Origin of the sequence: Pseudomonas allokribbensis (assembly GCF_014863605.1) — a bacterium.
Lineage (GTDB): Bacteria > Pseudomonadota > Gammaproteobacteria > Pseudomonadales > Pseudomonadaceae > Aquipseudomonas > Aquipseudomonas allokribbensis.
The window spans coordinates 1,428,563-1,450,603 of the sequence record NZ_CP062252.1 but is presented as its reverse complement, the minus strand read 5'-3'; the positions used below and the strand labels follow the sequence as shown (position 1 = coordinate 1,450,603).

26 protein-coding genes are annotated in these 22,041 nt (G+C 59.8%); 18 read left to right on the top strand and 8 right to left on the bottom strand.

Features of this window, described 5'->3' with window-relative positions; translation table 11 throughout:
- Nucleotides 1–29 precede the first annotated feature (29 nt).
- Entirely contained in the window at nt 30–335 is a 306-nt protein-coding gene (locus tag IF199_RS06595; protein WP_096819503.1) for a DUF2288 domain-containing protein, read from the bottom strand.
- Nucleotides 336–687: 352 nt separating this feature from the next.
- Between IF199_RS06595 and IF199_RS06590 the strand changes: the two genes are divergently transcribed.
- From IF199_RS06590 to IF199_RS06545, 10 genes are all read left to right on the top strand, one after another.
- Nucleotides 688–1,815: a branched-chain amino acid ABC transporter substrate-binding protein gene (locus tag IF199_RS06590; protein ID WP_096819504.1), complete on the top strand. Its 1,128-nt coding sequence runs from the start codon at nt 688–690 to the stop codon at nt 1,813–1,815.
- Nucleotides 1,816–2,046: 231 nt separating this feature from the next.
- Nucleotides 2,047–2,970 (top strand): high-affinity branched-chain amino acid ABC transporter permease LivH, encoded by a 924-nt coding sequence (gene livH / locus IF199_RS06585; protein ID WP_085729918.1) that lies wholly within the window; start codon nt 2,047–2,049, stop codon nt 2,968–2,970.
- Nucleotides 2,967–4,223: a high-affinity branched-chain amino acid ABC transporter permease LivM gene (locus IF199_RS06580; RefSeq protein ID WP_096819505.1), complete on the top strand. Its 1,257-nt coding sequence runs from the start codon at nt 2,967–2,969 to the stop codon at nt 4,221–4,223. Before livH ends, IF199_RS06580 begins: the two co-directional genes overlap by 4 nt.
- On the top strand, nt 4,220–4,987 hold the full coding sequence (livG, locus tag IF199_RS06575) for a high-affinity branched-chain amino acid ABC transporter ATP-binding protein LivG (RefSeq protein WP_096819506.1): 768 nt from the start codon (nt 4,220–4,222) through the stop codon (nt 4,985–4,987). Before IF199_RS06580 ends, livG begins: the two co-directional genes overlap by 4 nt.
- A complete protein-coding gene (locus IF199_RS06570; protein ID WP_096819507.1) occupies nt 4,988–5,689 on the top strand; it encodes an ABC transporter ATP-binding protein in 702 nt (233 codons plus the stop codon).
- A 186-nt stretch (nt 5,690–5,875) separates the two neighbouring features.
- The gene (locus IF199_RS06565; protein ID WP_192559962.1) at nt 5,876–6,274 is read left to right on the top strand and encodes a hypothetical protein; all 399 of its coding nucleotides are present in this window, start codon (nt 5,876–5,878) and stop codon (nt 6,272–6,274) included.
- Between the two features lie 244 nt (nt 6,275–6,518).
- Nucleotides 6,519–6,827 carry a BufA1 family periplasmic bufferin-type metallophore gene (locus IF199_RS06560; RefSeq protein ID WP_096819509.1) on the top strand — a complete coding sequence of 103 codons (309 nt, stop codon included), beginning with the start codon at nt 6,519–6,521 and terminating at the stop codon, nt 6,825–6,827.
- Between the two features lie 25 nt (nt 6,828–6,852).
- The gene (bufB, locus tag IF199_RS06555) at nt 6,853–7,740 is read left to right on the top strand and encodes an MNIO family bufferin maturase (protein WP_192559961.1); all 888 of its coding nucleotides are present in this window, start codon (nt 6,853–6,855) and stop codon (nt 7,738–7,740) included.
- On the top strand, nt 7,737–8,495 hold the full coding sequence (locus IF199_RS06550; protein ID WP_192559960.1) for an HvfC/BufC N-terminal domain-containing protein: 759 nt from the start codon (nt 7,737–7,739) through the stop codon (nt 8,493–8,495). Before bufB ends, IF199_RS06550 begins: the two co-directional genes overlap by 4 nt.
- Nucleotides 8,492–8,965, top strand: coding sequence for a DoxX family protein (locus IF199_RS06545; protein ID WP_192559959.1), 474 nt, complete (start codon nt 8,492–8,494; stop codon nt 8,963–8,965). Before IF199_RS06550 ends, IF199_RS06545 begins: the two co-directional genes overlap by 4 nt.
- Here the strand turns inward: IF199_RS06545 and IF199_RS06540 are convergent.
- Nucleotides 8,956–9,870 (bottom strand): LysR family transcriptional regulator, encoded by a 915-nt coding sequence (locus IF199_RS06540; RefSeq protein ID WP_102621490.1) that lies wholly within the window; start codon nt 9,868–9,870, stop codon nt 8,956–8,958. The two genes, IF199_RS06545 and IF199_RS06540, sit on opposite strands and share 10 nt — an antisense overlap.
- A 103-nt stretch (nt 9,871–9,973) precedes the next feature.
- On the opposite strand from IF199_RS06540, the gene IF199_RS06535 reads away from it, so the two are divergent.
- A complete protein-coding gene (locus tag IF199_RS06535; protein ID WP_192559958.1) occupies nt 9,974–10,573 on the top strand; it encodes a short chain dehydrogenase in 600 nt (199 codons plus the stop codon).
- 35 nt (nt 10,574–10,608) lie between these two features.
- On the opposite strand, the gene IF199_RS06530 is transcribed toward IF199_RS06535, so the two are convergent.
- Nucleotides 10,609–10,977, bottom strand: a complete 369-nt coding sequence (locus tag IF199_RS06530; protein WP_192559957.1) for a hypothetical protein — start codon at nt 10,975–10,977, stop codon at nt 10,609–10,611.
- Nucleotides 10,978–11,139: 162 nt separating this feature from the next.
- On the opposite strand from IF199_RS06530, the gene IF199_RS06525 reads away from it, so the two are divergent.
- Nucleotides 11,140–11,793, top strand: coding sequence for a COG3650 family protein (locus IF199_RS06525; RefSeq protein WP_192559956.1), 654 nt, complete (start codon nt 11,140–11,142; stop codon nt 11,791–11,793).
- Nucleotides 11,794–11,888: 95 nt separating this feature from the next.
- Nucleotides 11,889–13,502 carry an NAD(P)/FAD-dependent oxidoreductase gene (locus tag IF199_RS06520; protein WP_192559955.1) on the top strand — a complete coding sequence of 538 codons (1,614 nt, stop codon included), beginning with the start codon at nt 11,889–11,891 and terminating at the stop codon, nt 13,500–13,502.
- 66 nt (nt 13,503–13,568) lie between these two features.
- On the opposite strand, the gene IF199_RS06515 is transcribed toward IF199_RS06520, so the two are convergent.
- Entirely contained in the window at nt 13,569–14,663 is a 1,095-nt protein-coding gene (locus IF199_RS06515; protein ID WP_096819518.1) for a PLP-dependent cysteine synthase family protein, read from the bottom strand.
- Between the two features lie 246 nt (nt 14,664–14,909).
- Between IF199_RS06515 and nhaA the strand changes: the two genes are divergently transcribed.
- The 4 genes from nhaA (at nt 14,910) to IF199_RS06495 (ending at nt 17,986) form a co-directional block, all read left to right on the top strand.
- Nucleotides 14,910–16,097, top strand: a complete 1,188-nt coding sequence (nhaA, locus tag IF199_RS06510) for a Na+/H+ antiporter NhaA (protein WP_096819519.1) — start codon at nt 14,910–14,912, stop codon at nt 16,095–16,097.
- A gap of 133 nt (nt 16,098–16,230) precedes the next feature.
- Nucleotides 16,231–17,454: an S-type pyocin domain-containing protein gene (locus IF199_RS06505; protein WP_192559954.1), complete on the top strand. Its 1,224-nt coding sequence runs from the start codon at nt 16,231–16,233 to the stop codon at nt 17,452–17,454.
- Between the two features lie 7 nt (nt 17,455–17,461).
- Nucleotides 17,462–17,707: a colicin E3-like toxin immunity protein gene (locus IF199_RS06500; protein WP_192559953.1), complete on the top strand. Its 246-nt coding sequence runs from the start codon at nt 17,462–17,464 to the stop codon at nt 17,705–17,707.
- 27 nt (nt 17,708–17,734) lie between these two features.
- Nucleotides 17,735–17,986 carry a pyocin S6 family toxin immunity protein gene (locus tag IF199_RS06495; RefSeq protein WP_192559952.1) on the top strand — a complete coding sequence of 84 codons (252 nt, stop codon included), beginning with the start codon at nt 17,735–17,737 and terminating at the stop codon, nt 17,984–17,986.
- A gap of 75 nt (nt 17,987–18,061) precedes the next feature.
- Here the strand turns inward: IF199_RS06495 and IF199_RS06490 are convergent, their stop codons facing one another.
- The gene (locus tag IF199_RS06490) at nt 18,062–18,526 is read right to left on the bottom strand and encodes an outer membrane lipoprotein (RefSeq protein ID WP_007918566.1); all 465 of its coding nucleotides are present in this window, start codon (nt 18,524–18,526) and stop codon (nt 18,062–18,064) included.
- 168 nt (nt 18,527–18,694) lie between these two features.
- Between IF199_RS06490 and IF199_RS06485 the strand changes: the two genes are divergently transcribed.
- Nucleotides 18,695–18,931, top strand: coding sequence for a hypothetical protein (locus IF199_RS06485; RefSeq protein WP_096819524.1), 237 nt, complete (start codon nt 18,695–18,697; stop codon nt 18,929–18,931).
- Between the two features lie 5 nt (nt 18,932–18,936).
- Here IF199_RS06485 and pdxH read toward each other — a convergent pair whose 3' ends face one another.
- The 3 genes from pdxH to IF199_RS06470 form a co-directional block, all read right to left on the bottom strand.
- On the bottom strand, nt 18,937–19,584 hold the full coding sequence (gene pdxH, locus IF199_RS06480) for a pyridoxamine 5'-phosphate oxidase (protein ID WP_096819525.1): 648 nt from the start codon (nt 19,582–19,584) through the stop codon (nt 18,937–18,939).
- 24 nt (nt 19,585–19,608) lie between these two features.
- Nucleotides 19,609–20,718, bottom strand: a complete 1,110-nt coding sequence (locus IF199_RS06475; protein WP_192559951.1) for an OmpA family protein — start codon at nt 20,716–20,718, stop codon at nt 19,609–19,611.
- 112 nt (nt 20,719–20,830) lie between these two features.
- Complete coding sequence (locus IF199_RS06470; RefSeq protein ID WP_192559950.1) at nt 20,831–21,976, bottom strand: serine hydrolase domain-containing protein; 1,146 nt, start codon at nt 21,974–21,976, stop codon at nt 20,831–20,833.
- Between the last annotated feature and the right edge of the window lie 65 nt (nt 21,977–22,041).

The following is a 22,041-nucleotide window of genomic DNA, read 5'->3' as shown; positions in this document are numbered from 1 at the left end:
GATCGCGCGCACCAACAAGGCGCACCACCTCAGGCGGACGCCCTTTCCTGGACCAGAATCCATGGCCGAACCACGACCGCCCACATCTGCGGATCACGTTCAAAAATATCCAGCGCCCGCGTTTCAGACAGCTTGGCGACTTTGTCTTCGGCCAGCCAGGCAGCGACTTTCTCGCCTTGATCCGATGCCACGGCCTCGGCCACGGCGATCAAATCCAGGTCAGCGTCGACCCACAATAGGGCACCCTGGGCGTAGAAGCGCTCCAGCTCCTTCCAGGTAATAGATGCGGTTTCACCAAGCAGCTTGGCATAGAGGGTGCTAGGTTCTTGATTCATGGGACTGTCCGGAAAAGAAATCGACGCGAATGATAACGTCGGTGGTCCGGCAGAAAAACCCGGTAGCAAAAGGCTGTACCGAACGAAAAGAGCAGGAAGGCCAGGGAATGCTGATGATTGGGGTATAAGCCCTCTGAACGTCCCGCCGCAATTCTGTCTTTTTCTTTCATTAAAGCGACATCTCCAGAATTTGCCCCTGGGCGCCAGCTTCCCAGGCCAACAACCGGCGCTCTACACTGTACCGGTACAGTTGCCGGGGGCATTTCCGGACGATATCGCGATGATATCTGGCCCGGTTCTGCTGCTACGGCGTCAGGACTCTAAAAAAATACAACAGTAAGAGTGGAGCACTATGACTAAGGCTACTAAGCAGATTTCCAAACTGTTTGCCGCTATGGTACTGGCCGGGGTTGCCAGCCATTCGTTCGCAGCTGACACCATCAAGATCGGTATCGCCGGCCCTAAAACCGGCCCGGTAGCCCAGTACGGCGACATGCAGTTCAGTGGCGCCAAAATGGCCATCGAACAGATCAACGCCAAGGGCGGCGTCGACGGCAAGAAGCTCGAAGCCGTTGAATACGATGACGCTTGCGACCCGAAACAAGCGGTAGCCGTTGCGAACAAGGTCGTCAACGACGGCGTCAAGTTCGTGGTCGGTCACCTGTGCTCCAGCTCCACTCAGCCTGCTTCGGACGTTTACGAAGACGAAGGCGTGATCATGATCACCCCGGCTGCCACCAGCCCGGACATCACCAGCCGTGGTTACAAAATGGTGTTCCGCACCATCGGTCTGGACAGCGCCCAGGGCCCTGCCGCCGGTAACTACATTGCCGATCACGTGAAACCGAAAATCGTTGCTGTTCTGCACGACAAACAGCAATACGGTGAAGGCATCGCCACCGCCGTGAAGAAAACCCTGGAAGGCAAAGGCGTCAAGGTTGCCGTGTTCGAAGGCGTCAACGCCGGCGACAAAGACTTCTCCTCGATGATCTCCAAGCTCAAGCAAGCCAACGTCGACTTCGTCTACTACGGCGGCTACCACCCAGAGCTGGGCCTGATCCTGCGTCAGTCCCAGGAAAAAGGCCTGAAAGCCAAGTTCATGGGTCCGGAAGGCGTGGGTAACGACTCCATCTCGCAGATCGCCAAGGACGCGTCCGAAGGCCTGCTGGTGACCCTGCCGAAGTCCTTCGACCAGGATCCGGCCAACGTTGCTCTGGCTGATGCATTCAAGGCGAAGAAAGAAGACCCGAGCGGCCCGTTCGTGTTCCCTTCCTACTCGGCGGTTGAAGTGATTGCCGGCGGTATCGCCGCTGCCAAATCCGAAGACCCTGCGAAAGTGGCGGCCGCCATTCACGCCGGCACCTTCAAGACCCCTACCGGCGACCTGAGCTTCGATGCCAAGGGCGACCTGAAGGACTTCAAATTCGTGGTCTACGAGTGGCACTTCGGCAAACCTAAAACCGAAGTTTCGCCTCAGTAAGGCGCTGCCTGACTGACTGCCAATAAAGCCCACGGCGTGCCGTGGGCTTTGTTTTACGAATGTATTGGGCCGCGCTGGCGTGATCCGCCAGTCTCCCCACCTGAAAATCTCAAAACCGTCATCAGCGGTTCGCTGGCAAAACCCGGATTCGAAGTGGATAAAGATCCACGGGGCCGGGCGGGAAAATGACTCCACCAGTGAAATGCGTATCAGGTTTTTAGGAGCGCTGTAATGCCTGACATCTATCACTTCTTCCAACAGCTGGTTAATGGCATGACCATTGGCAGCACGTATGCCCTGATCGCCATCGGCTATACGATGGTCTACGGCATCATTGGAATGATCAACTTCGCCCACGGCGAGGTGTACATGATCGGCTCCTACGTGGCCTTTATCGCCATCGCCGGGCTGTCCATGATGGGACTCGACAGTGTTCCACTGTTGATGACCGCCGCTTTTCTCGCAACCATCGTCGTGACCAGTGCCTACGGTTACAGCATCGAACGCGTCGCCTACCGCCCCTTGCGCGGCAGCAACCGTCTGATCCCGCTGATTTCCGCCATCGGCATGTCGATCTTCCTGCAGAACACGGTTCTGCTGGCGCAAGACTCCAAGGACAAATCCATCCCCAACCTGATCCCCGGCAACTTCTCCATCGGGCCAGGTGGCGCACATGAAGTGCTGATTTCCTACATGCAAATCGTGGTGTTCGTGGTGACCCTGGTCGCCATGCTCGGCCTGACGCTGTTCATCTCCCGCTCTCGCCTGGGTCGCGCCTGCCGTGCCTGTGCCGAAGACATCAAGATGGCCAACCTGCTGGGCATCAACACCAACAACATCATCGCCCTGACCTTCGTCATCGGTGCTGCGCTGGCGGCCATCGCGGCCGTGCTGCTGAGCATGCAATACGGCGTGATCAACCCGAACGCCGGTTTCCTCGTCGGCCTCAAGGCCTTCACCGCCGCGGTACTGGGCGGCATCGGCAGCATCCCCGGCGCCATGCTCGGCGGGCTGGTGCTCGGTGTGGCGGAAGCCTTTGGTGCCGATATCTTCGGCGACCAGTACAAGGACGTCGTGGCGTTCGGCCTGCTGGTTCTGGTGCTGTTGTTCCGGCCAACCGGCCTGTTGGGTCGTCCGGAGGTTGAGAAAGTATGACTAGGAATCTTAAACAGGCGCTGTTCAGCGCCCTGCTGGTGTGGGCGGTGGCCTACCCGGTACTCGGTCTGAAGCTGACCATCGTCGGCATCAACCTCGAAGTGCATGGCACCAGTACCTCGACCTTGATCACCATTGCCGTCTGCTCGGTACTGATGTTCCTGCGAGTGTTGTTCGACCAGCAGATCGGTGCGGCGTGGAAATCCTCGCCGAACCTGCCCAAGATGCCGGCCAAGGCCAGCAGCTTCCTGACCCTGCCGACCACCCAGCGCTGGATCATCATTGCGTTGATCATCGGTGCACTGGTCTGGCCATTCTTCGGCTCTCGCGGCGCGGTGGATATCGCCACGCTGGTGCTGATCTACGTGATGCTCGGCCTCGGTCTGAACATCGTGGTCGGCCTGGCAGGCCTGCTCGACCTCGGTTACGTCGGCTTCTATGCCGTCGGCGCCTACAGTTATGCGCTGCTGTCGCACTACTACGGCCTGAGCTTCTGGATCTGCCTGCCGATCGCCGGACTGATGGCGGCCACCTTCGGCTTCCTGCTCGGTTTCCCGGTACTGCGTCTGCGCGGTGACTATCTGGCGATCGTGACGCTGGGCTTCGGTGAAATCATCCGTCTGTTCCTGCGTAACCTCACCGACATCACCGGCGGCCCGAACGGCATCAGCAACATTCCGAAGCCATCCCTCTTCGGGTTGACCTTCGACAAGACGGCCGCAGAGGGGATGCAGACCTTCCACGAGTATTTCGGCCTGACCTACAACCCGGTGAACAAGGTGATCTTCCTTTACCTGATCGCGGTGTTGCTGTCGCTGTTCGCGCTGTTCGTCATCAACCGCTTGCTGCGCATGCCCCTGGGCCGTGCCTGGGAAGCGTTGCGCGAAGACGAGATCGCTTGCCGTGCGCTGGGTCTGAATCCGACGATCATCAAGCTCTCGGCGTTTACCCTGGGTGCCTGCTTCGCCGGTTTCGCCGGCAGCTTCTTCGCCGCCCGTCAGGGTCTGGTGACGCCGGAGTCGTTCACCTTCATCGAGTCGGCGACCATTCTCGCCATCGTGGTGCTGGGCGGCATGGGCTCGCAGCTGGGCGTCGTACTGGCCGCGGTCGTGATGATCCTGTTGCCGGAAATGATGCGTGAGTTCAGTGAGTACCGCATGCTGATGTTCGGCGCCCTGATGGTGCTGATGATGATCTGGCGACCTCAAGGTCTGCTGCCCATGCAACGTCCTCACATGGAGCTGCGCAAATGAGCCGCGAGATCCTGAAAGTCGAAAATCTGAGCATGCGCTTCGGCGGCCTGCTGGCGGTCAACGGCGTGGCCCTGACCGTGAAGGAAAAAGAGGTGGTTGCACTGATCGGGCCGAACGGCGCGGGCAAGACCACCGTGTTCAACTGCCTGACCGGTTTCTACAAGCCGAGCGGCGGCAGCATCGTGCTCGACGGCGAGTCGATCGAAGGCCTGCCGGGCCACAAGATCGCCCTCAAAGGCGTGGTGCGTACCTTCCAGAACGTGCGGTTGTTCAAGGACATGACAGCGGTCGAGAACCTGTTGATCGCCCAGCACCGTCACTTGAACACCAACTTCCTGGCTGGTCTGTTCAAGACCCCGGCGTTTCGCAAAAGCGAGCGCGAGGCCATGGAATACGCCGAATACTGGCTGGACAAGGTCAACCTCAAGGAATTCGCCAACCGTCCGGCCGGCACCTTGGCCTACGGTCAGCAACGTCGTCTGGAAATCGCCCGCTGCATGATGACCCGTCCGCGGATCCTCATGCTCGACGAACCGGCCGCCGGCCTGAACCCGAAGGAAACCGAAGACCTCAAGGCGCTGATCAGCGTGCTGCGTGAAGAGCACAACGTGACCGTGCTGCTGATCGAACACGACATGAAACTGGTCATGAGCATTTCCGACCACATCGTCGTGATCAACCAGGGCACGCCTCTGGCCAACGGCACGCCGGAACAGATCCGCGACAATCCTGAAGTGATCAAAGCCTACCTGGGGGAAGCGTAAATGCTGCAGTTCGAAAACGTTTCCACCTTCTACGGCAAGATCCAGGCCCTGCACAGCGTCAACGTCGAAGTCCGTCAGGGCGAGATCGTGACCCTGATCGGCGCCAACGGTGCCGGCAAGTCCACCCTGCTGATGACGCTGTGCGGTTCGCCGCAGGCGCACAGCGGCAGCATCCGCTACATGGGTGAGGAACTGGTCGGCCAGGAATCGTCGCAGATCATGCGCAAGAGCATTGCCGTGGTGCCGGAAGGCCGTCGGGTGTTTGCCCGACTGACCGTCGAAGAGAACCTGTCCATGGGCGGATTCTTCACCGACAAGGGCGACTATCAGGAACAGATGGACAAGGTTCTCGGACTTTTCCCACGCCTGAAAGAACGCTTCAACCAGCGCGGCGGCACCATGTCCGGCGGCGAACAGCAAATGCTCGCCATCGGCCGGGCGCTGATGAGCAAGCCGAAACTGCTGCTGCTCGACGAACCGTCGCTGGGCCTGGCACCGATCATCATCCAGCAGATCTTCGACATCATCGAACAGCTGCGCAAGGACGGTGTGACGGTGTTCCTGGTTGAGCAGAACGCCAACCAGGCGCTGAAAATCGCTGACCGTGCGTACGTTCTGGAGAACGGCCGGGTGGTGATGCAAGGCACCGGTGAAGCGCTGCTGACCGACCCGAAAGTGCGCGAGGCGTATCTCGGCGGTTGATCACGGAATCTGCTGCAAAAAATGAAATGCCCGCATCGAAAGTTGTGGGCATTTTTTTGCTGTTTGTTATTGACATCATCGCTAATAATTATAAAAACCTGTCAAACATGACAGTACCCCCAGAGACCAATACGCTCGTAGCATTCCATGGCGAAACAAACTTAATATTCGCTTGGAGATAAAAACATGGCCAACGTAGAAGACTACTGCAAACTCCACTACGCAAATGAGGTAGTCGAATCAACCGTTCATGGAATAAGTGGCGGTTCGGACAAGACTGATTATGTACATGCCATCCTTGTCCGAAACCAGACGCATGCATTCCTGTTTGCAATGGCCCTAGGCCCTAAAATCAGTGGTTCTGGTGCGTATAAAATTGGTGTGGATGATGTGTCAGCTTATTTCAACGTGCTCGACAACAAAACTGGCAAGGTGGATAAAGGTGGGGAAATAACTGCGGGCGATGTACAACTTGATGTATATGATTCAGGAAAGTTATCACTTAGAGGGACCGTCAGCAATTTATCAGGCGTTGACCAGCCACCGTTTAAAGGCGCGGAATTCAGATTCAACTCCGAATGGTGAACCTAGATAATCTTCTGTGTATAAAAATCAGATAAGCGTTCTCCTGTTCATTTCCCAACTGTGCAAAAGCCGCGGTTTGATAGCAGAGAGATTACGCCCAATAACAAACGGCCTTCGGGCCGTTTTTTTTTGCCCGGCAAAAAAATTTTGTCGATCGCTGTAACGCATCGCCAGGTCGTTTCTCTAGTGGGGTAAGCAAGCGCACATCGCTTGTTCCAACCCAAGTTGAAACCGGAGAAACATCATGACTGCTACCACCCGCACCCTGTCCGCCACCGCCCTGGTTCTGGCCCTCGGTTCCGCCCTGAGCATGGCCGCCGTTTCGACCGTCCAGGCTGCCGACAACACCAACATGGAAAAATGTTTCGGCGTGGCCATGAAAGGTCATAACGATTGCGCCGCCGGCGCCGGCACCACCTGCGCAGGCACGGCGAAAATGGATTACCAGGCCAACTCCTGGAAGTTCGTTCCGAAAGGCACCTGCGCCACCACCGAAAGCAAAACCTCGCCGACCGGTTTCGGTCAGATGGAAGCCTTCAAGGCCAAGTCCTGATCTGGCGGCTGCCCGAGTGTCGATCATGATCACTTCCTGCGACCATGCCTCCACCCGCACTCGGGCAGCCCTCCCCGGGCTCCCGCCCCGTGCCGGGCTGGGGCTCAAGACCGGGCACTTTCGTGAAGTGCTCGGTTCTTTACCGGACATCGGTTTCTTCGAAGTCCACGCCGAAAACTACATGGTGGCCGGCGGCCCGTTCCATCACTTTCTGGGTTTGATCCGCGAGGCGTATCCGCTGTCGCTGCATGGCGTCGGATTGTCCATCGGTGCCGAAGGCCCGCTGGATGTTCAACACCTCAAACGCCTGAGCGCGCTGATCGAGCGTTATCAACCCCAATCCTTTTCCGAACACCTGGCCTGGTCGAGCCACGGCCCGGTGTTTCTCAATGATCTATTGCCCCTGGCTTACGACACGCCGACGCTGAATCGCGTCTGCGATCACATCGACCAGGTGCAGAACACTCTCAAGCGCCCGATGCTGCTGGAAAACCCGGCGACGTATCTGGCATTCCAGCGCTCGACGATCGACGAAGCGGACTTCATCCGTGAAGTCATCCGGCGCAGCGGCTGTGGTTTGTTGCTGGACGTGAACAACGTCTATGTCTCGTGCATCAACCATCAGCGCGATCCCCTGGCCTACCTCGACGCACTGCCATTGCACGCCGTCGGCGAGATTCATCTCGCGGGTTTTGCCGAAGATTCCGACAGCCTCGGTGATCGCTTGCTGATCGACGATCACGGCGCACCGATCGATCAGGCCGTCTGGTCGTTGTACCGGCAAGCGCTGGAACGCGTCGGCCCGGTGGCGACGTTGATCGAGCGGGACAACCAGGTGCCGGCCTTCAACGTGCTGTTGGCCGAAGCGCAACAGGCCGATGAGCTTCTGCTTGTCGCAGGAGGTCGGCCATGAGTATCCAAGCCACTTTCAGCGCAGCACTCCTCGACATTAGCCAGCCTTGCCCCGACGGCTTGTGCAGCGCCAACGGGGCCGATCCGGCCAATCGATTCGCGGTGTACCGCAACAACGTGCAGGGTTCGTTGAGCAATGCACTGGCCGACAGTTATCCCGTGGTAATGCAGTTGGTAGGAGAGGAATTCTTCCGCGCCATGGCCGGAGTTTTCATTCAAAACCATCCACCACACAGTCCGTTGATGAGCGACTACGGCAGTGATCTGGCGGACTTCATCAGCGGATTCGAACCGGCGTCGAGCGTGCCTTACCTCGCCGATGTCGCGCGGCTGGAGCGCTTGCGCACGCTGGCCTATCACGCCGCCGATGCATCGCCGTTGAGCCAGGAACAGATTGCTGCTGCATTCGCTGATCAAGAGGCTCTGAGCAATCTGCAAATCGGTCTGCATCCTTCGCTGCATGTGCTCGATTCAGCCTTTGCCGTGGTGGATATCTGGGCCGCGCACCAGCACGACAACACGCTGGCCGGGATCGATCTGAATCAGGCCCAACAGGCGCTGATCCTGCGCAACGGCCTGGAGGTCGAGGTATTCGCCGTGGATCACGGCGCCAGCCAGTTCATTCGTCAGCTCAAGGCCGGCCTGTCACTCACTCAGGCGCTGGAATCTGCAGAAGCCTTCGATCTCAGCCAGACCCTGGCCCTGTTGATCAGCCGCCATGCCCTCACTCATTTCCACCCAAAGGTTTCGCCATGAACAACCTCGTTGCCCGTGCCATTGCACTGCTGGAAAAAATCCCACACAGCCTGATCGCCTTCATCGCACGTTTTTCCATCGCGGCGGTGTTCTGGAAATCCGGGCAGACCAAGGTCGAGGGTCTGGCCATCGACCTGATCGACGGCACCTTCCAGATCGGCTGGCCGCACCTGGCCGACTCGACGATTCCGTTGTTCCAGAGCGAATACCACGTGCCGCTGGTGTCACCGGAAATTGCCGCTCACCTGGCAGCGTTCGCCGAACACTTTTTCCCGATCCTGATCCTCGTCGGCTTCGCCACTCGGTTTTCGGCGCTGGCATTGCTGGGCATGACGTTGGTCATCGAGTTGTTCGTGTACCCCGACGCCTACCCGACTCACGGAACCTGGGCCGCCGTTCTGCTGTACCTGATGACCACCGGGCCGGGCAAACTGTCGATCGATCATCTGATCGCCCGACGTTACCGCTGAAGCCGGTCCAACGCCTCGCCGCTGCGCTTGAACCAGCCGATCAGGTAGTCCGCCAGCACTTGGGTACGTTTCGGCAGCCCGCCCTGATACGGATGCACCAGGTACATCGGCATGCGCCGGGTCTGAAAATCACGAAGGAGCCAGCGCAATCGGCCGTCAGCCAATTCCGCCTGCAACAGATAGGACGGCAAGCGTGCGATGCCGGCGCCGGCCAGTGCGGCTTTCTTCAACAGGTTGTAGTGATTGCTGGCGAACGGCCCCGATACCCGCACCCGCAACAATTCGTGCTGCTGGTGATACAGCCACTCTTCGCGACCGCTGTAATGACTGTTGAGCAGGCAACGGTGTTCGACCAGTGCCTGCGGCGTCAGCGGCTCGCCGAAACGCTCAAGATACGCCGGACTGGCACAGGTCATTTCCTGCCAGGCAAGCAAGGGCCTGGCTACCAGTCGCTCGTCGTTGGCGACTTCTGTGCGAATAGCCAGATCGAAGCCATCGCGGGAGAGATCGCGGTAGCTGTTGTTCAACTCCAGCTCGATCTGCACTTCCGGGTATTTCTGGGAGAACTCCAACAGCAGTCCATCGAAGAACGTTTCCCCGAGCGACACCGGCACCGTCATACGCACGGGACCGGCCATGTCGTCCTTCAATCGCGCCAATGCCTGACGCGCCCTTTCGACCTGGACTACAAGCGCCTGGGCCTGCGGTAACAGCGCCGCCCCCGCCGCTGTCAGGCTCAACCGACGCGTCGTGCGCTGCAGCAACACCACGGAAAACCGCGTTTCCAGCTGACTGATGCGCTTGGACAACTGCCCCTTGCTGCACCCCAGTTGCTGCGCCGCCAAGGTAAAACTGCCCGCCTCGATCAACACCGCGAACGCCGCCAGATCATCCATCTCGCTCATGGATTGTTTCCATTTGAAAACCAAAGGTTGCCCATTAGCGCGCTTATCAGCGGAAAAAACCACTCTAGACTGAAACCTCGTTCAATCACTTGAGGCAAGCACGATGAAAATTCTGTTGATCGGCGCAGGCGGCACCATCGGTTCGGCCGTGGACAAAGAACTGTCGCAGCGTCACGAAGTCATTCGCATCGGCCGCAGCAGCGGCGATTTCCAGGTGGATATCAGCGACAGCGCATCGATCCGCAAGCTGTTCGAACAGACCGGCAAGTTCGACGCCCTGGTGTGCGCCGCCGGCAACGTGACTTTCGCCCCACTGGGTGAAATGAACGAAGACAGCTTCGCCCTCGGCCTGAAAGACAAACTGATGGGCCAGGTCAACCTGCTGCTGATCGGCCGCGAGTTCGCCAACGATGGCGCGTCGTTCACCTTTACCACCGGCGTACTGAGCCACGACCCGATCCGCAGCGGTGCTTCGGCTGCACTGGTCAACGGCGCGCTCGACAGTTTCGTCCGCGCCGCCGCCATCGAGCTGCCACGCGGCCTGCGCGTAAACTCGATCAGCCCGACCGTGCTGGTGGAAGCCATGGGCAGCTACGCTCCGTATTTCCGCGGCTACAAACCGGTTCCTGCGGCGGATGTGGCATTGGCCTACGCCAAAAGTGTCGAAGGCTTGCAGACAGGTCAGACATTTCACGTGGGTTGAAAAACCTCGGCATGCGGCGCTGGGCCAGCGTCGCATCAAGGTGTCAAAGGCTCCAGCAGCGTGGGCAACAGGTCCCTTGCGACCTCGCGCGGCACGCTTATCATCAGGCTCGGGCCTTTGATCACCGATTGAATCGTCGCGTTCGACACTTGAACGCCGTTGATGGACAACTGCAGGCGCTGATGCATTCCCTCAGTCGTCACCCGCTCCAGGCGACGCTGCGCCTCCGGGCTCAACGTGACATTGAGCATGACGGCCTGCGGATTCGGATCATCTTTTCGTCTGAGCTCAAGGTTCATTTCGGAAAAATCCGCACCGGATGAAAAAGCAATGTCTGCCGCTATCGACTGCAGCGACGCCATCATTCCCAGTGCCGCCAACAGCAATCTGCCTGATCCTTTCATAACGCCTCTCCTCTCTAAAAGGCGGACAAGGTACGGCCAAATGCCCTTCGTCCCGACTCCCAAAGTTAAGCCAAATGTTTCCAGTACGTGGCAAGTCCAACTCATGGTTGTGATAAGCGGTCAGCCTGCGTAACGTGGCGGCACTTGTCTGGAGAGCCAAAGATGCGTGTTGCCCGTTCCTTGATCGTTGTTGCCCTGCTCCCTCTGTTTGCCGCGTGCCAGTTGTTCGATGGCGCGCGGGAAAGCGCCTCCCACGTCGGCCAGACGCGGATGCAGGGGCAACTGACCGCTGCCGACGGCAAACTGGTGTTCCAGGCTTGCGGCGAGCAGCGCCAATACGTGGTCAACGACATCGGCGGTACCAGCGTCCTGCAAGAGGCCGCCACGCTGGCCGATCAACAGGGCAAGCTGTTCGCCGACGTGCGCGGAAAGATTGCCGGTGACCGTCTCGACCTGACCCAGTTGTATCGCGTCGAACGCTCCGGCACCGCTTGCGATGATCCGAACTTCAAGCAACTGATCCTGCGCGCTGCCGGCCATGGCCCGGAATGGAACGTCAAGGTCAGCGGCAAAGGCATGGTCATCGACCGCGAAGGCCAGCCACCGCTCGCCGTGCCTTACGTCGAAGAACAACTGGGCGAAGGCCGTTTCAACCTCAGCAGCGAAGCCAACAACCAGCGCCTCGAGCTGTGGGTGGCGCCGCAGCGTTGCGTCGACAGCAACACCGGCAGCGTGCAGCACATGAGTGCCGAGCTGCGGATCGACGGCAAGGTGCAGCGTGGTTGCGGGTATTTCGGCGGTTCGCGCAACGACTGATCGTTTTACCCTCACGGGATCCGGCCGTTGCGGCTTATAATCGCCACCTTCAAACGCCCTGGCGCAGTTGTGCGCCCCGCGAACCGGATCCTGTCATGTTACGAATCACTGAACTCAAGCTGCCGATCGACCATCCCGACGAAGACCTGCGCGCTGCCATCGTGCAACGCCTGGGCATCGCCAGCGATGACCTGCTCGATTTCACCTTGTTCAAGCGCAGCTACGATGCGCGCAAAAAGTCCTCCGAACTGTGCTTCATCTACACCATCGACCTCGAAGTGCGCGACGAGGCGAAAGTGCTGGGCAAGTTTGCCGATGACCGCAACGTCAACGTGGCGCCGGATGTCAGCTACAAATTCGTCGGCCAGGCGCCAGACGACCTGAGCCAGCGCCCGATCGTGGTCGGTTTCGGCCCGTGCGGGATCTTCGCCGGCCTGCTGCTGGCCCAGATGGGTTTCAAGCCGATCATCCTCGAACGCGGCACCGAAGTGCGCCAGCGCACCAAGGACACCTGGGGCCTGTGGCGCAAAAGTGTGCTCAACCCCGAGTCCAACGTGCAGTTCGGCGAAGGCGGCGCGGGCACGTTCTCCGACGGCAAGCTGTACAGCCAGATCAAGGATCCGAAATTCCTCGGCCGCAAAGTCTTGCACGAGTTCGTCAAGGCCGGCGCCCCGGAAGAGATTCTTTACGTCAGCAAGCCGCACATCGGTACGTTCCGTCTGACCGGCATGGTCGAGACCATGCGTGAAGAGATCCGCGCTCTGGGCGGTGAAGTGCGCTTCCAGGAACGCGTCACCGACGTGCTGATCGAAGACGGCCAACTGGTCGGCGTCGAACTGGCCAGCGGCGAAACACTGCATTCGAAACACGTGGTCCTGGCCCTCGGCCACAGTGCCCGCGACACCTTCCGCATGCTCCACAACCGTGGCGTGTTCATGGAAGCCAAGCCGTTCTCGGTGGGTTTCCGGATCGAGCACCCGCAATCGCTGATCGACCGTGCGCGACTGGGCAAGTACGCCGGTCACCCCAAGTTGGGAGCCGCCGACTACAAACTGGTGCACCACGCCAAGAACGGCCGTTCGGTCTACAGCTTCTGCATGTGCCCGGGCGGCACCGTGGTCGCCGCGACCTCCGAGCCGAATCGCGTGGTCACCAACGGCATGAGCCAGTACTCGCGTAACGAACGCAACGCCAACTCCGGCATCGTCGTCGGCATCACCCCGGAAGTCGATTATCCGGGCGGACCGCTGGCCGGGATCGAGTTGCAGGAGCGTCTGGAGTCCCACGCCTTCATCCTCGGCGGCAGCGACTACAAGGCGCCAGCGCAACTGGTCGGCGACTTCATCAACGACATTCCTTCGACCGAACTGGGCGAAGTCGAACCGTCGTACAAACCGGGGGTAGCGCTGGGCGATCTGGCCCTGGCGTTGCCGGATTTCGCCATCGAAGCGATTCGCGAAGCGTTGCCGGCGTTCGAGAAGCAGATTCGCGGTTATTCGTTGCACGATGCGGTGCTGACCGGGATCGAGACGCGCACCTCGTCGCCGCTGCGCATCACTCGTGATGAGACGCTGCAGAGCATGAACGTCAAAGGTCTGTTCCCGGCCGGTGAAGGCGCGGGTTATGCGGGCGGGATTCTGTCGGCGGGTGTTGACGGGATTCGCATCGCGGAAGCTGTCGCACGCGACATCCTCGGTCTGAAAGACTGATCTGCAATACCTGAAACAATGCAAAAACCTGTGGGAGCGAATTCGCTCCCACAGTCGTATTCGACGTCAGATATTGGCGCGCAGAACCGAGGCCGGCAGCGCTTCACCCTTCTCGGCACTCGCCGCAACAGCGGCCATCAATCCATCCAGCTCATAGCCCTGCGCCTTGAGCCACGCCTGATCGTAATACGTGTCCGCGTAGCGCTCGCCGCCGTCGCACAGAATCGCCACGATCGACCCCGACTCCCCCGCCGCTTTCATCTGCTGCGCCGCCATCAGCGCGCCGATCAGGTTCGTCCCGCTCGACCCACCCACATGCCGCCCCAGACGCTGCGCCAGGTAATGCATGGCCGCCAGCGACAAGGCATCCGGCACCTTGACCATCGCATCGATCACCTTCGGCAGGAACGACGCCTCCACCCGTGGCCGGCCGATGCCTTCGATCCGCGAACCATGGTCCAGACGCAAGCTGGCATCACCGGTCTGGTAAAAGTCGAAGAACACCGAACGCTCGGCATCGGCACACAGCACGCGGGTGCAATGTTGGCGATAGCGCACGTAGCGGCCGAGGGTTGCGGTGGTGCCGCCGGTGCCGGGGCTGGAAATCAGCCAGGCCGGGCACGGGTGCTGCTCGTAGCGCATCTGCTGGAAGATCGACTCGGCGATGTTGTTGTTCGCCCGCCAGTCGGTGGCGCGTTCGGCGTAGGTGAACTGGTCGATGAAGTGCCCATCGTGTTCGCGGGCCAGACGTTCGGATTCGGCGTAGATCTGGGTCGGATCGTCCACCAGATGACTCTTGCCGCCATAGAACGCGATCTGGGCGATCTTCTCCTTGGACGTGGTCGCCGGCATCACCGCAATGAACGGCAGCCCCAGCATCCGCGCGAAGTACGCTTCGGAAATCGCCGTCGAACCACTGGACGCCTCGATCACCGGCGCGCCTGGCTTGAGCCAGCCGTTACACAAGGCGTAGAGAAACAGCGAACGGGCCAGACGGTGCTTGAGGCTGCCGGTGGGGTGGCTGGACTCGTCCTTGAAGTACAACTCGATGCCCGGAAACCCCGGCAGCGGCAAGGGGATCAGGTGCGTGTCGGCGCTGCGCTGGAAGTCAGCTTCGATGATCCGGATGGCTTCGCGGGCCCACTGTCGGTTGTCGCTCATGGCTGTTGATCTCGTTGAATCGGGCAGAAGTGCCTTCACAGGCTCAATCCCCAAGCTTAGGAAAAATCCTACGGCACCGACAGATACAGCTGAGCTTCAATCCCTTGGGCAACTGCTAGGCTCTGCTGCACGTCGACTGGGCGCTATGTAACCACATATAACAAAAAAGAATATAACTTTTGTTTTAACAACTAACGGTACGGGTTAGGGTGTCCCACCTTTTGACTTTATCGATGGAGAGCGACCTTGCCTCTGCGTAGCACTTTCACGCGTTTCTTTCAGTTGGAAGCTGCCAGCGGTCTGTTACTGATCGCCGCGGCCATCCTGGCTTTAATCATCAACAACTCGCCGCTGTCGTGGTTGTACAGCGGCCTGCTCGATACACCCGTGGTGGCGCAGATCGGCGCGTTGAAAATCGCCAAGCCCTTGCTGCTGTGGATCAACGACGGCCTGATGGCGCTGTTCTTCCTGCTGATCGGCCTGGAAGTGAAGCGCGAAGTCCTCGACGGTCAGCTGTCGAAACCGTCGCAGATCGTCCTGCCCGGCGCGGCCGCGATTGGCGGCATGCTGGTGCCGGCGCTGATCTACTGGTTCCTCAACCGCGACAACCCGGCCGCCCTCGATGGCTGGGCGATTCCGACCGCCACCGACATCGCCTTCGCCCTCGGCGTGCTGGCCTTGCTCGGCAAGCGAGTGCCGGTGTCGCTGAAGCTGTTCCTGATGACCCTGGCGATCATCGATGACCTCGGCGCCATCGTGATCATTGCGATCTTCTATTCCGGCGAACTCTCGACCCTGTCGCTGGGCCTGGCGGCGGCGTGCATCGCGGCGCTGGTGGCGATGAACCGGCTCGGGGTGGTCAAGCTCGGGCCGTACATGATCATTGGTCTGATCCTGTGGGTCTGCGTCCTCAAGAGCGGTGTCCATGCGACGCTGGCCGGCGTGACCCTCGCGTTCTGCATCCCGCTGCGCACCAAAAACGCCGAGCCTTCGCCGCTGCTGACCCTGGAACACGCGCTGCACCCGTGGGTGGCCTACGGCATCCTGCCACTGTTCGCCTTCGCCAACGCCGGTCTGTCGCTGACCGGTGTGACCGCCGAAAGCTTCACCCACCACGTACCGATGGGCATCGCCGTCGGCCTGCTGCTGGGCAAGACCGTTGGCGTGTTCGGCCTGACCTGGCTTTCGGTCAAGACCGGCATCGCCGCACTGCCTCAAGGCGCCAACTGGGGCCAGGTGCTGGGCGTGGCGATCCTCTGCGGGATCGGCTTTACCATGAGTCTGTTTGTCGGCTCGCTGGCGTTCGTGCCGGGTGCCAGTGAATACGCCGGAATGGATCGGATGGGCATTCTCACCGGCTCAGTGTTCGCTGCATTGATCGGTTATGCGGTGACATTGGCGGCAAGCAGAAAGAACACCGCACTGCCTTCCTGATAGGCCATGGATCGCCGTAGCGAACAATCCCCACGTCTTTAGAGACGCGTCCTACAGCCACGACTTTCCTGCTTCGTTAACGTCGTGCAGCCCCTTACGAGGGGCTGCCGATGCATGAACGAAAGGACAATCAGTGGCTGGTCAAAAGGACATTCCCCGGGTTCCCAACCCACCGGCAGGCGACGGGCATCGCGTCACCTACCGCTACATGACGGCCACCGAACTGGCCGATCAAGACGAGCGACAAAACAAGTACGACGCCATGCTGGCGCGGCAGGATGCTTTCGAACGCAGCCGTGAGGTCGCGTCGAACAGGCCTGAGCCGGTGCGTGCCGGCTGCGTGTTCGCCAAGTCCTGCAAGTTGCCGGACGCGATCATCGATTACTCGAATCCTTCGGGGATGGTGCCGACTGACAGCCTGAAAGATTACGGCGACCTGATCCTGCTCGGTGGCCGTGAAGCCGATGACAGCGGTGGTGTTGCGCTCAAGAAAATCAGCGGCACTGCCATCCCGGCAGGCCTGGGCACCTTCGCCCTTGCGGGTGAGGCGTTCAAGGCATTGCCCGCCATGGCTTCTACCGCCGTTGTGACCCCTTTGGTCGGGCTGGTGGCGTTGCTCATGCCATCGAACCTGGGCGACAGCGCCCTCTACACCGAAGACCAGTTGCTAGCCCTCAAACAGGCTCGAACCCGCGTGCGCTTGCGTGTCGAACAGCAGGCGGATGGCAGCCTCAAGGGTTACGGTTTCTACACCGGCAAGAATCGCGACTGGGAAATGGTTGATGTCGCGCAGTTCACCGCACGCGGTAACCGCTTTGTCGCAGACCTCGGCGAAGGCATCGAACTGATCTGGACGCCCGCCGTGGACGGTTCCGACATTCTCGGCATCCCCGCGCTGGAAGCCGCTCCGCAAGCACCGCATATCTGGGTGTATCCGCCGACGAAAGCGGCGGACGGGATTCTGGTGAATCCGGTTTATCCGCCGGAGTATCGGGATTTCATTTTGGTTTTTCCGGTAAGTTCGGGGGTAAAACCGTTATACGTTGTACTGAACACATCACGCAAAGGCTTGGCACCTGCAGGCCATAGCTACCATAAACCGCCGAAGACAGACCAAATCACCGTATTTCCAAACCTGAAAAAAGATAAAGACAGGAATCCAGTTCAAGGCGGAGGAGGACTTCGTAAGCGCTGGACTGATGCTAAAGGAAAGAAAATTTACGAATGGGACTCAAGACATGGAGAGTTAGAAATGTACCGAAGCGATGGAACTCACCTGGGAGCCTTCGATCCCTACACAGGTGAGCAACGCGAAGGGCCTATAAAAGAAAGAAGCATCAGAAAAAAATATCTGTGAGGAAGAGATGGGACTGGAACTAAGACTGGAGTGGTACAACACAGCAACCCAGCAATTCCAAGGCGAGGAGTCGTCGCAAGATCTGGGGGATGATGAATCAGTACTGAATGCTTTAGGCATTCCTGTGGAGGGCAACATCAATAATGGCAGCTTCAACGTCGTCGAAAAGTGGGTTGCGACCATTCAGCCGTACTTTCAACATCAAATCGCTCTGAGTATCAACGACTATCAAATTTCGTTTGACTACAGTTAATACCGACAGACAGGCTGATTGACCTTAATGCGCTACCTTTCGATCACTGGCTTCTTCCCTGATGAAGTTCAAGACGACTCTTTGCAATTCGAGCTGGATATCACGGGTAGTGAGATGAACGAAAAAATTGCCCAGCTTTCAGAATCCAAACCTCTTAGCGAGGTTGAGCCGGGCGAGTTGTTGTTGAATCAAGATCAGATAACCGCGCTAGAGAACCTTTTAAACGTCAGGTTCCCAAAGGATTTGGAATACTTTGTGGGCACCCGTGCCGAATATTGATTCGTCAATTCGAAGGCAAACAAAAAACCCCGACCAGTCACCTGATCGGGGTTTTCTTTTACCGCTCGTTCGCGCTTAGTGCGAAACGCGGCTGGTCCCGCCAACAGTCGAAATCCGTACGCGCTCACCGACGCGGAACACTTCATTCTCCTGCACTTGCTGCACGTAGGCGCGCATGCTGCCGTCGTCTTCGCGCACGGTGATTTCAACGCCTTGGGTACGGGTCAGGCCTTCTTCGGTGGCGGAACCGATCAGGCCACCGGCCACGGCACCGATAACGGCTGCAACGATGCTGCCTTTACCGCCGCCGATGGCGCTGCCGCCGACACCACCCACTGCTGCACCGGCGAGGCCGCCGATCGGGGTCTTGGTGCCTTCGATTTTCACCGGACGCAGAGATTCGATGGTGCCCATGCGAATCGTCTGCACGCGACGCGCTTCGTCACGGGAGTAGGAGTCACCGGTCAGGCTCGATTGGCAGCCGGTAAGCAACATCGCCATCGTGGAAAAGGAAGCAACCAGCAGAACAGACTTACGCATAGGATCAACTCCAAAGGACAGGTATTCATTAAACTCCGCAGCTTGACGCCTGTCACGGCGCCGCCCGGATAAATTTGGTTTCATTCAGGCCCGGTACAGGGCCTCCACGAACTCACCCAACAGTAGCGCCAAAATACATAGCTTGCGCCGCCGACCCCAAGGATTTTCATGGATTACTTCATCATTGTCGTCACAACCGTCGCCGGTTTGTACTTCCACTGGTGGTTGTACGTGCGGATCAAACGCTGGATGGACCGCGATCTGGCATTGTCACTGGCCGGCAAGGATGAAGGCAAACGCGCCTTCATGCTCGAACGGCTGGCGCAAGCCCGATCGCAGAAGATCAGGCGTCGAGACCTGCCGAAGTGGCTTGAGGCCGCTGCGGCAGGCTATCCCGCTCGGTAGACTGCTTAAGGTGCCAGACGTTCAAGAATCCAGTCGGCGCCCTGCAAACGGTAGTTGAGGCGATCGTGCAGACGGCTCGCGCGGCCCTGCCAGAATTCGATGCGCTCGGGGAGCAAGCGATAGCCGCCCCAGTGTTCCGGGCAGTCGGGCTGGGTGTCGGTGAAGCGTTGCTCGGTAGCCTTGAGCAAATCTTCCAGTTCACCCCGGCCGTTGATCACCCGGCTCTGCGGTGACGCCCAGGCACCCAGTCGGCTGCCCAGCGGGCGCACTTGATAGTACGCGTCGGACTCCTCGGGCGTGACCTTCACCACCCGCCCTTCGATACGCACCTGGCGCTCCAGGGTCGGCCAGAAGAACGTCATGGCCGCGAACGGATTCGCGGCCAGGTGCTGGCCCTTGGCGCTTTCGTAGTTGGTGAAGAAGGTGAAGCCCTGCTCGTCCAGGCCCTTGAGCAGCAGAATGCGGCAGTGCGGACGACCGTCCGCATCGACCGTGGCCAGGGTCATGGCGTTGGCTTCCACCGGGGCCTGCTCGGTTTTCACCGCATCGGCAAACCACTGGTGGAACAGCGCGAAAGGCTCGGCCGGGGCTTGCGCCTCGGTCAGGCCATCCCGGGTGTAATCACGACGCATATCTGCCAGAGCCTGGGTCATGGCGCATTCCTTTTCGTTAGCGGATTACTGTTTTGCCGCGTCGGTCGCAACGACTTTCTTGTCGCTTGCGGCGGCTTTGGCTGGAGCGGTTTTCTTGGCCGGAGTCTTCGCTGGTGCCTTCTTCGCTGGCGCCTTGGCAGCCGCTTTCTTGGCCGGAGCCTTTTTGGTCGCCGGTACTGCGGCTTTCTTCGCCGCCGGCGCCGGGGTGACCGGTTTGGCGACAGGCTTGACGTCCTGGGCAGCGACCATGGTCACTGGTGCCGGAGCCGGCATGTTGTACTTGCTCAGCAGTGCAACCATGGTGTTTTGCGGGGTCACCAGCAGTTCGACACGACGGTTCAGGGCACGGCCTTCAACGCTGTCGTTGGCCGCACGCGGTGCTTCGGAGCCCATGCCGCGCAGCATCAGGCGATCACGCTGCAAGCCGCTGAGACGGAAGATCGCTGCCACGGCCTGAGCGCGTTCCTGGCTCAGTTTGGTGTTTGCCGGGGCTGCGCCAGTGGTGTCGCTGTGACCGAGCACCAGCACGGCGGTTTTCGGGTCGGCTTCGAGAATTTTTGCCACGCGGGTGAACGGGCCAAGGGTGACCGGCAGCAGCATGGCCGGGCGATCCGGGTTGAACGAGCCTTCAACCGGCGCGATCACGACCAGCACGTTTTCACGGCGTTCAAGTTGCAGATTGCTGTCCTTGATCGCGGTGCGCAGGCGCGGCTCGTAGTCATCCAGCCAGGCCTGAGTGACCTTTGGATCCGGCATCGGCACGACTTTGGCGGTGTCCTGGGACTTGCCGCCGAACGGCCACCACCACTTGCTGCCCGTGTCGGCGTCAGCCTTGGCGACAACAGCCGGTTTGGCTTCAGGTTTTACTTCGGGCTTCACGTCGGCCTTGGCCTTGTCCGCCGAGTCATCGGAACCGAACGGCCAGTACCAATGGCTGCTGCTCTCGGTCTTGGCGACCGGCGCGGTGGTGGCCGGTTTCAACGGTGCAGGGGCCGGAGCCGGCTCCTTGGCCGCGACTTTGTCGGAAGAACCGAACGGCCACCAGCTGCCGCCATCGGCGTCATTCTTCGGAGTCTGTGCACAACCGGTAATCGCGAAACACAGGGCCAGGGCGAGAGTTTGTTTGGACGACATTGGAAACCCACAAAATAAGTAATGGACAATCAGAGGACTTTCGCCCGGATAAACAGACGCTTTGAATCGAAAAACCGGTCGAGGTTCCGGCCCTGGAACCTCTGGTAACGCTTTACAGACAAGTGGCAAGTACCCGCGCCAGCTTCTGCGCGCGCGGATCCATCAAGACGTACGGCCCCAGGGTATTTGTCACAAATCCGAAGGCCACATCGTGCTCCGGATCAGCAAAACCGATGGAACCGCCCGCCCCCGGATGCCCGAACGCCCGCGGGCCGAGGCCGTAGGTGGCGTTTGGCACGTCAGGTTGATCGAGCATGCAACCGAGACCGAAACGGGTGCGGGTCAGCAAGGTCTTGTCCTCGCCGAGGCTGTGTTCGCGGGTCAGCTCGTCGAGCATTTCGCTTTCCAGCAGGCTGCCGTCGAGCAGACCGGCATAGAACCCGGCCAGGCTGCGTGCATTGCCGTGGCCGTTGGCCGCCGGTTGCTGCATGCGCCGCCATTCCGGTTTGTTGGTGCTGGTAAGCACCGACGGCGGATTGGTGAAGGCGCGAGTGGTCATGGCTGTTGGCTCGCGCATGGTGACTTGCAACAGGCGCTGGGCGGCGGCATCGCCGACGTTACCCTTGCCCCGTGCGATGTGCGCCACGCGATGGAATTCTTCGTCGGCCAGGCCGACATGGAAATCCAGCCCCAGCGGTTTGGCGACCCGCGCCACGATGGACTCCCCCGGCCCGCGACCGTCGGCACGCCGCAGCAACTCGCCGATCAGCCAGCCGTAAGTGATCGCGGCATAACCATGACCGGTGCCCGGCGTCCACCACGGCGCTTCGGCCGCGAGGGCGTCGACCATGGTTTGCCAGTCATACAGGGCTTCGGGGGTCAACAGTTTGCGCAGGGCCGGCAGGCCAGCCTGATGGCAGAGCAGTTGACGCAGGGTCACGGATTCCTTGCCGGCGGCGGCGAATTCCGGCCAGTAGCGGGCGACCGGAACATCGAGTTGCAACTTGCCTTCGGCCACCAGTTGCAGCGCGGTGACGGCAGTAAAAGTCTTGGTGCAGGAAAACAGGTTGGCGATGGTGTCGCTGTGCCAGGCTTCGGCGCCGTCCTTGTCGGCGGTGCCGGACCAGAGGTCGAGGACGGTTTCGCCGCCGACCCGGATGCACAACGCGGCGCCACGTTCCTGGGGATCGTCGAACAGTGCCGCGAAAGCTTCGCGCACCGCTTCGAATTGAAGCTCGTAATGTCCCTGAATCTGCACCCGCAACTCCCCCGCGAAAACGCTCTACAAAGTGGCCCGCATTGTTCCAGCCCTTGAGGGTTTTG

Bases quoted from the DNA above. Each gene is read 5' to 3' on its own strand.
- IF199_RS06595 (WP_096819503.1), bottom strand. From the start codon at position 335: ATGAATCAAGAACCTAGCACCCTCTATGCCAAGCTGCTTGGTGAAACC.
- IF199_RS06590 (WP_096819504.1), top strand. From the start codon at position 688: ATGACTAAGGCTACTAAGCAGATTTCCAAACTGTTTGCCGCTATGGTA.
- livH (WP_085729918.1), top strand. From the start codon at position 2,047: ATGCCTGACATCTATCACTTCTTCCAACAGCTGGTTAATGGCATGACC.
- IF199_RS06580 (WP_096819505.1), top strand. From the start codon at position 2,967: ATGACTAGGAATCTTAAACAGGCGCTGTTCAGCGCCCTGCTGGTGTGG.
- livG (WP_096819506.1), top strand. From the start codon at position 4,220: ATGAGCCGCGAGATCCTGAAAGTCGAAAATCTGAGCATGCGCTTCGGC.
- IF199_RS06570 (WP_096819507.1), top strand. From the start codon at position 4,988: ATGCTGCAGTTCGAAAACGTTTCCACCTTCTACGGCAAGATCCAGGCC.
- IF199_RS06565 (WP_192559962.1), top strand. From the start codon at position 5,876: ATGGCCAACGTAGAAGACTACTGCAAACTCCACTACGCAAATGAGGTA.
- IF199_RS06560 (WP_096819509.1), top strand. From the start codon at position 6,519: ATGACTGCTACCACCCGCACCCTGTCCGCCACCGCCCTGGTTCTGGCC.
- bufB (WP_192559961.1), top strand. From the start codon at position 6,853: ATGATCACTTCCTGCGACCATGCCTCCACCCGCACTCGGGCAGCCCTC.
- IF199_RS06550 (WP_192559960.1), top strand. From the start codon at position 7,737: ATGAGTATCCAAGCCACTTTCAGCGCAGCACTCCTCGACATTAGCCAG.
- IF199_RS06545 (WP_192559959.1), top strand. From the start codon at position 8,492: ATGAACAACCTCGTTGCCCGTGCCATTGCACTGCTGGAAAAAATCCCA.
- IF199_RS06540 (WP_102621490.1), bottom strand. From the start codon at position 9,870: ATGAGCGAGATGGATGATCTGGCGGCGTTCGCGGTGTTGATCGAGGCG.
- IF199_RS06535 (WP_192559958.1), top strand. From the start codon at position 9,974: ATGAAAATTCTGTTGATCGGCGCAGGCGGCACCATCGGTTCGGCCGTG.
- IF199_RS06530 (WP_192559957.1), bottom strand. From the start codon at position 10,977: ATGAAAGGATCAGGCAGATTGCTGTTGGCGGCACTGGGAATGATGGCG.
- IF199_RS06525 (WP_192559956.1), top strand. From the start codon at position 11,140: ATGCGTGTTGCCCGTTCCTTGATCGTTGTTGCCCTGCTCCCTCTGTTT.
- IF199_RS06520 (WP_192559955.1), top strand. From the start codon at position 11,889: ATGTTACGAATCACTGAACTCAAGCTGCCGATCGACCATCCCGACGAA.
- IF199_RS06515 (WP_096819518.1), bottom strand. From the start codon at position 14,663: ATGAGCGACAACCGACAGTGGGCCCGCGAAGCCATCCGGATCATCGAA.
- IF199_RS06500 (WP_192559953.1), top strand. From the start codon at position 17,462: ATGGGACTGGAACTAAGACTGGAGTGGTACAACACAGCAACCCAGCAA.
- IF199_RS06495 (WP_192559952.1), top strand. From the start codon at position 17,735: ATGCGCTACCTTTCGATCACTGGCTTCTTCCCTGATGAAGTTCAAGAC.
- IF199_RS06490 (WP_007918566.1), bottom strand. From the start codon at position 18,526: ATGCGTAAGTCTGTTCTGCTGGTTGCTTCCTTTTCCACGATGGCGATG.
- IF199_RS06485 (WP_096819524.1), top strand. From the start codon at position 18,695: ATGGATTACTTCATCATTGTCGTCACAACCGTCGCCGGTTTGTACTTC.
- pdxH (WP_096819525.1), bottom strand. From the start codon at position 19,584: ATGACCCAGGCTCTGGCAGATATGCGTCGTGATTACACCCGGGATGGC.
- IF199_RS06475 (WP_192559951.1), bottom strand. From the start codon at position 20,718: ATGTCGTCCAAACAAACTCTCGCCCTGGCCCTGTGTTTCGCGATTACC.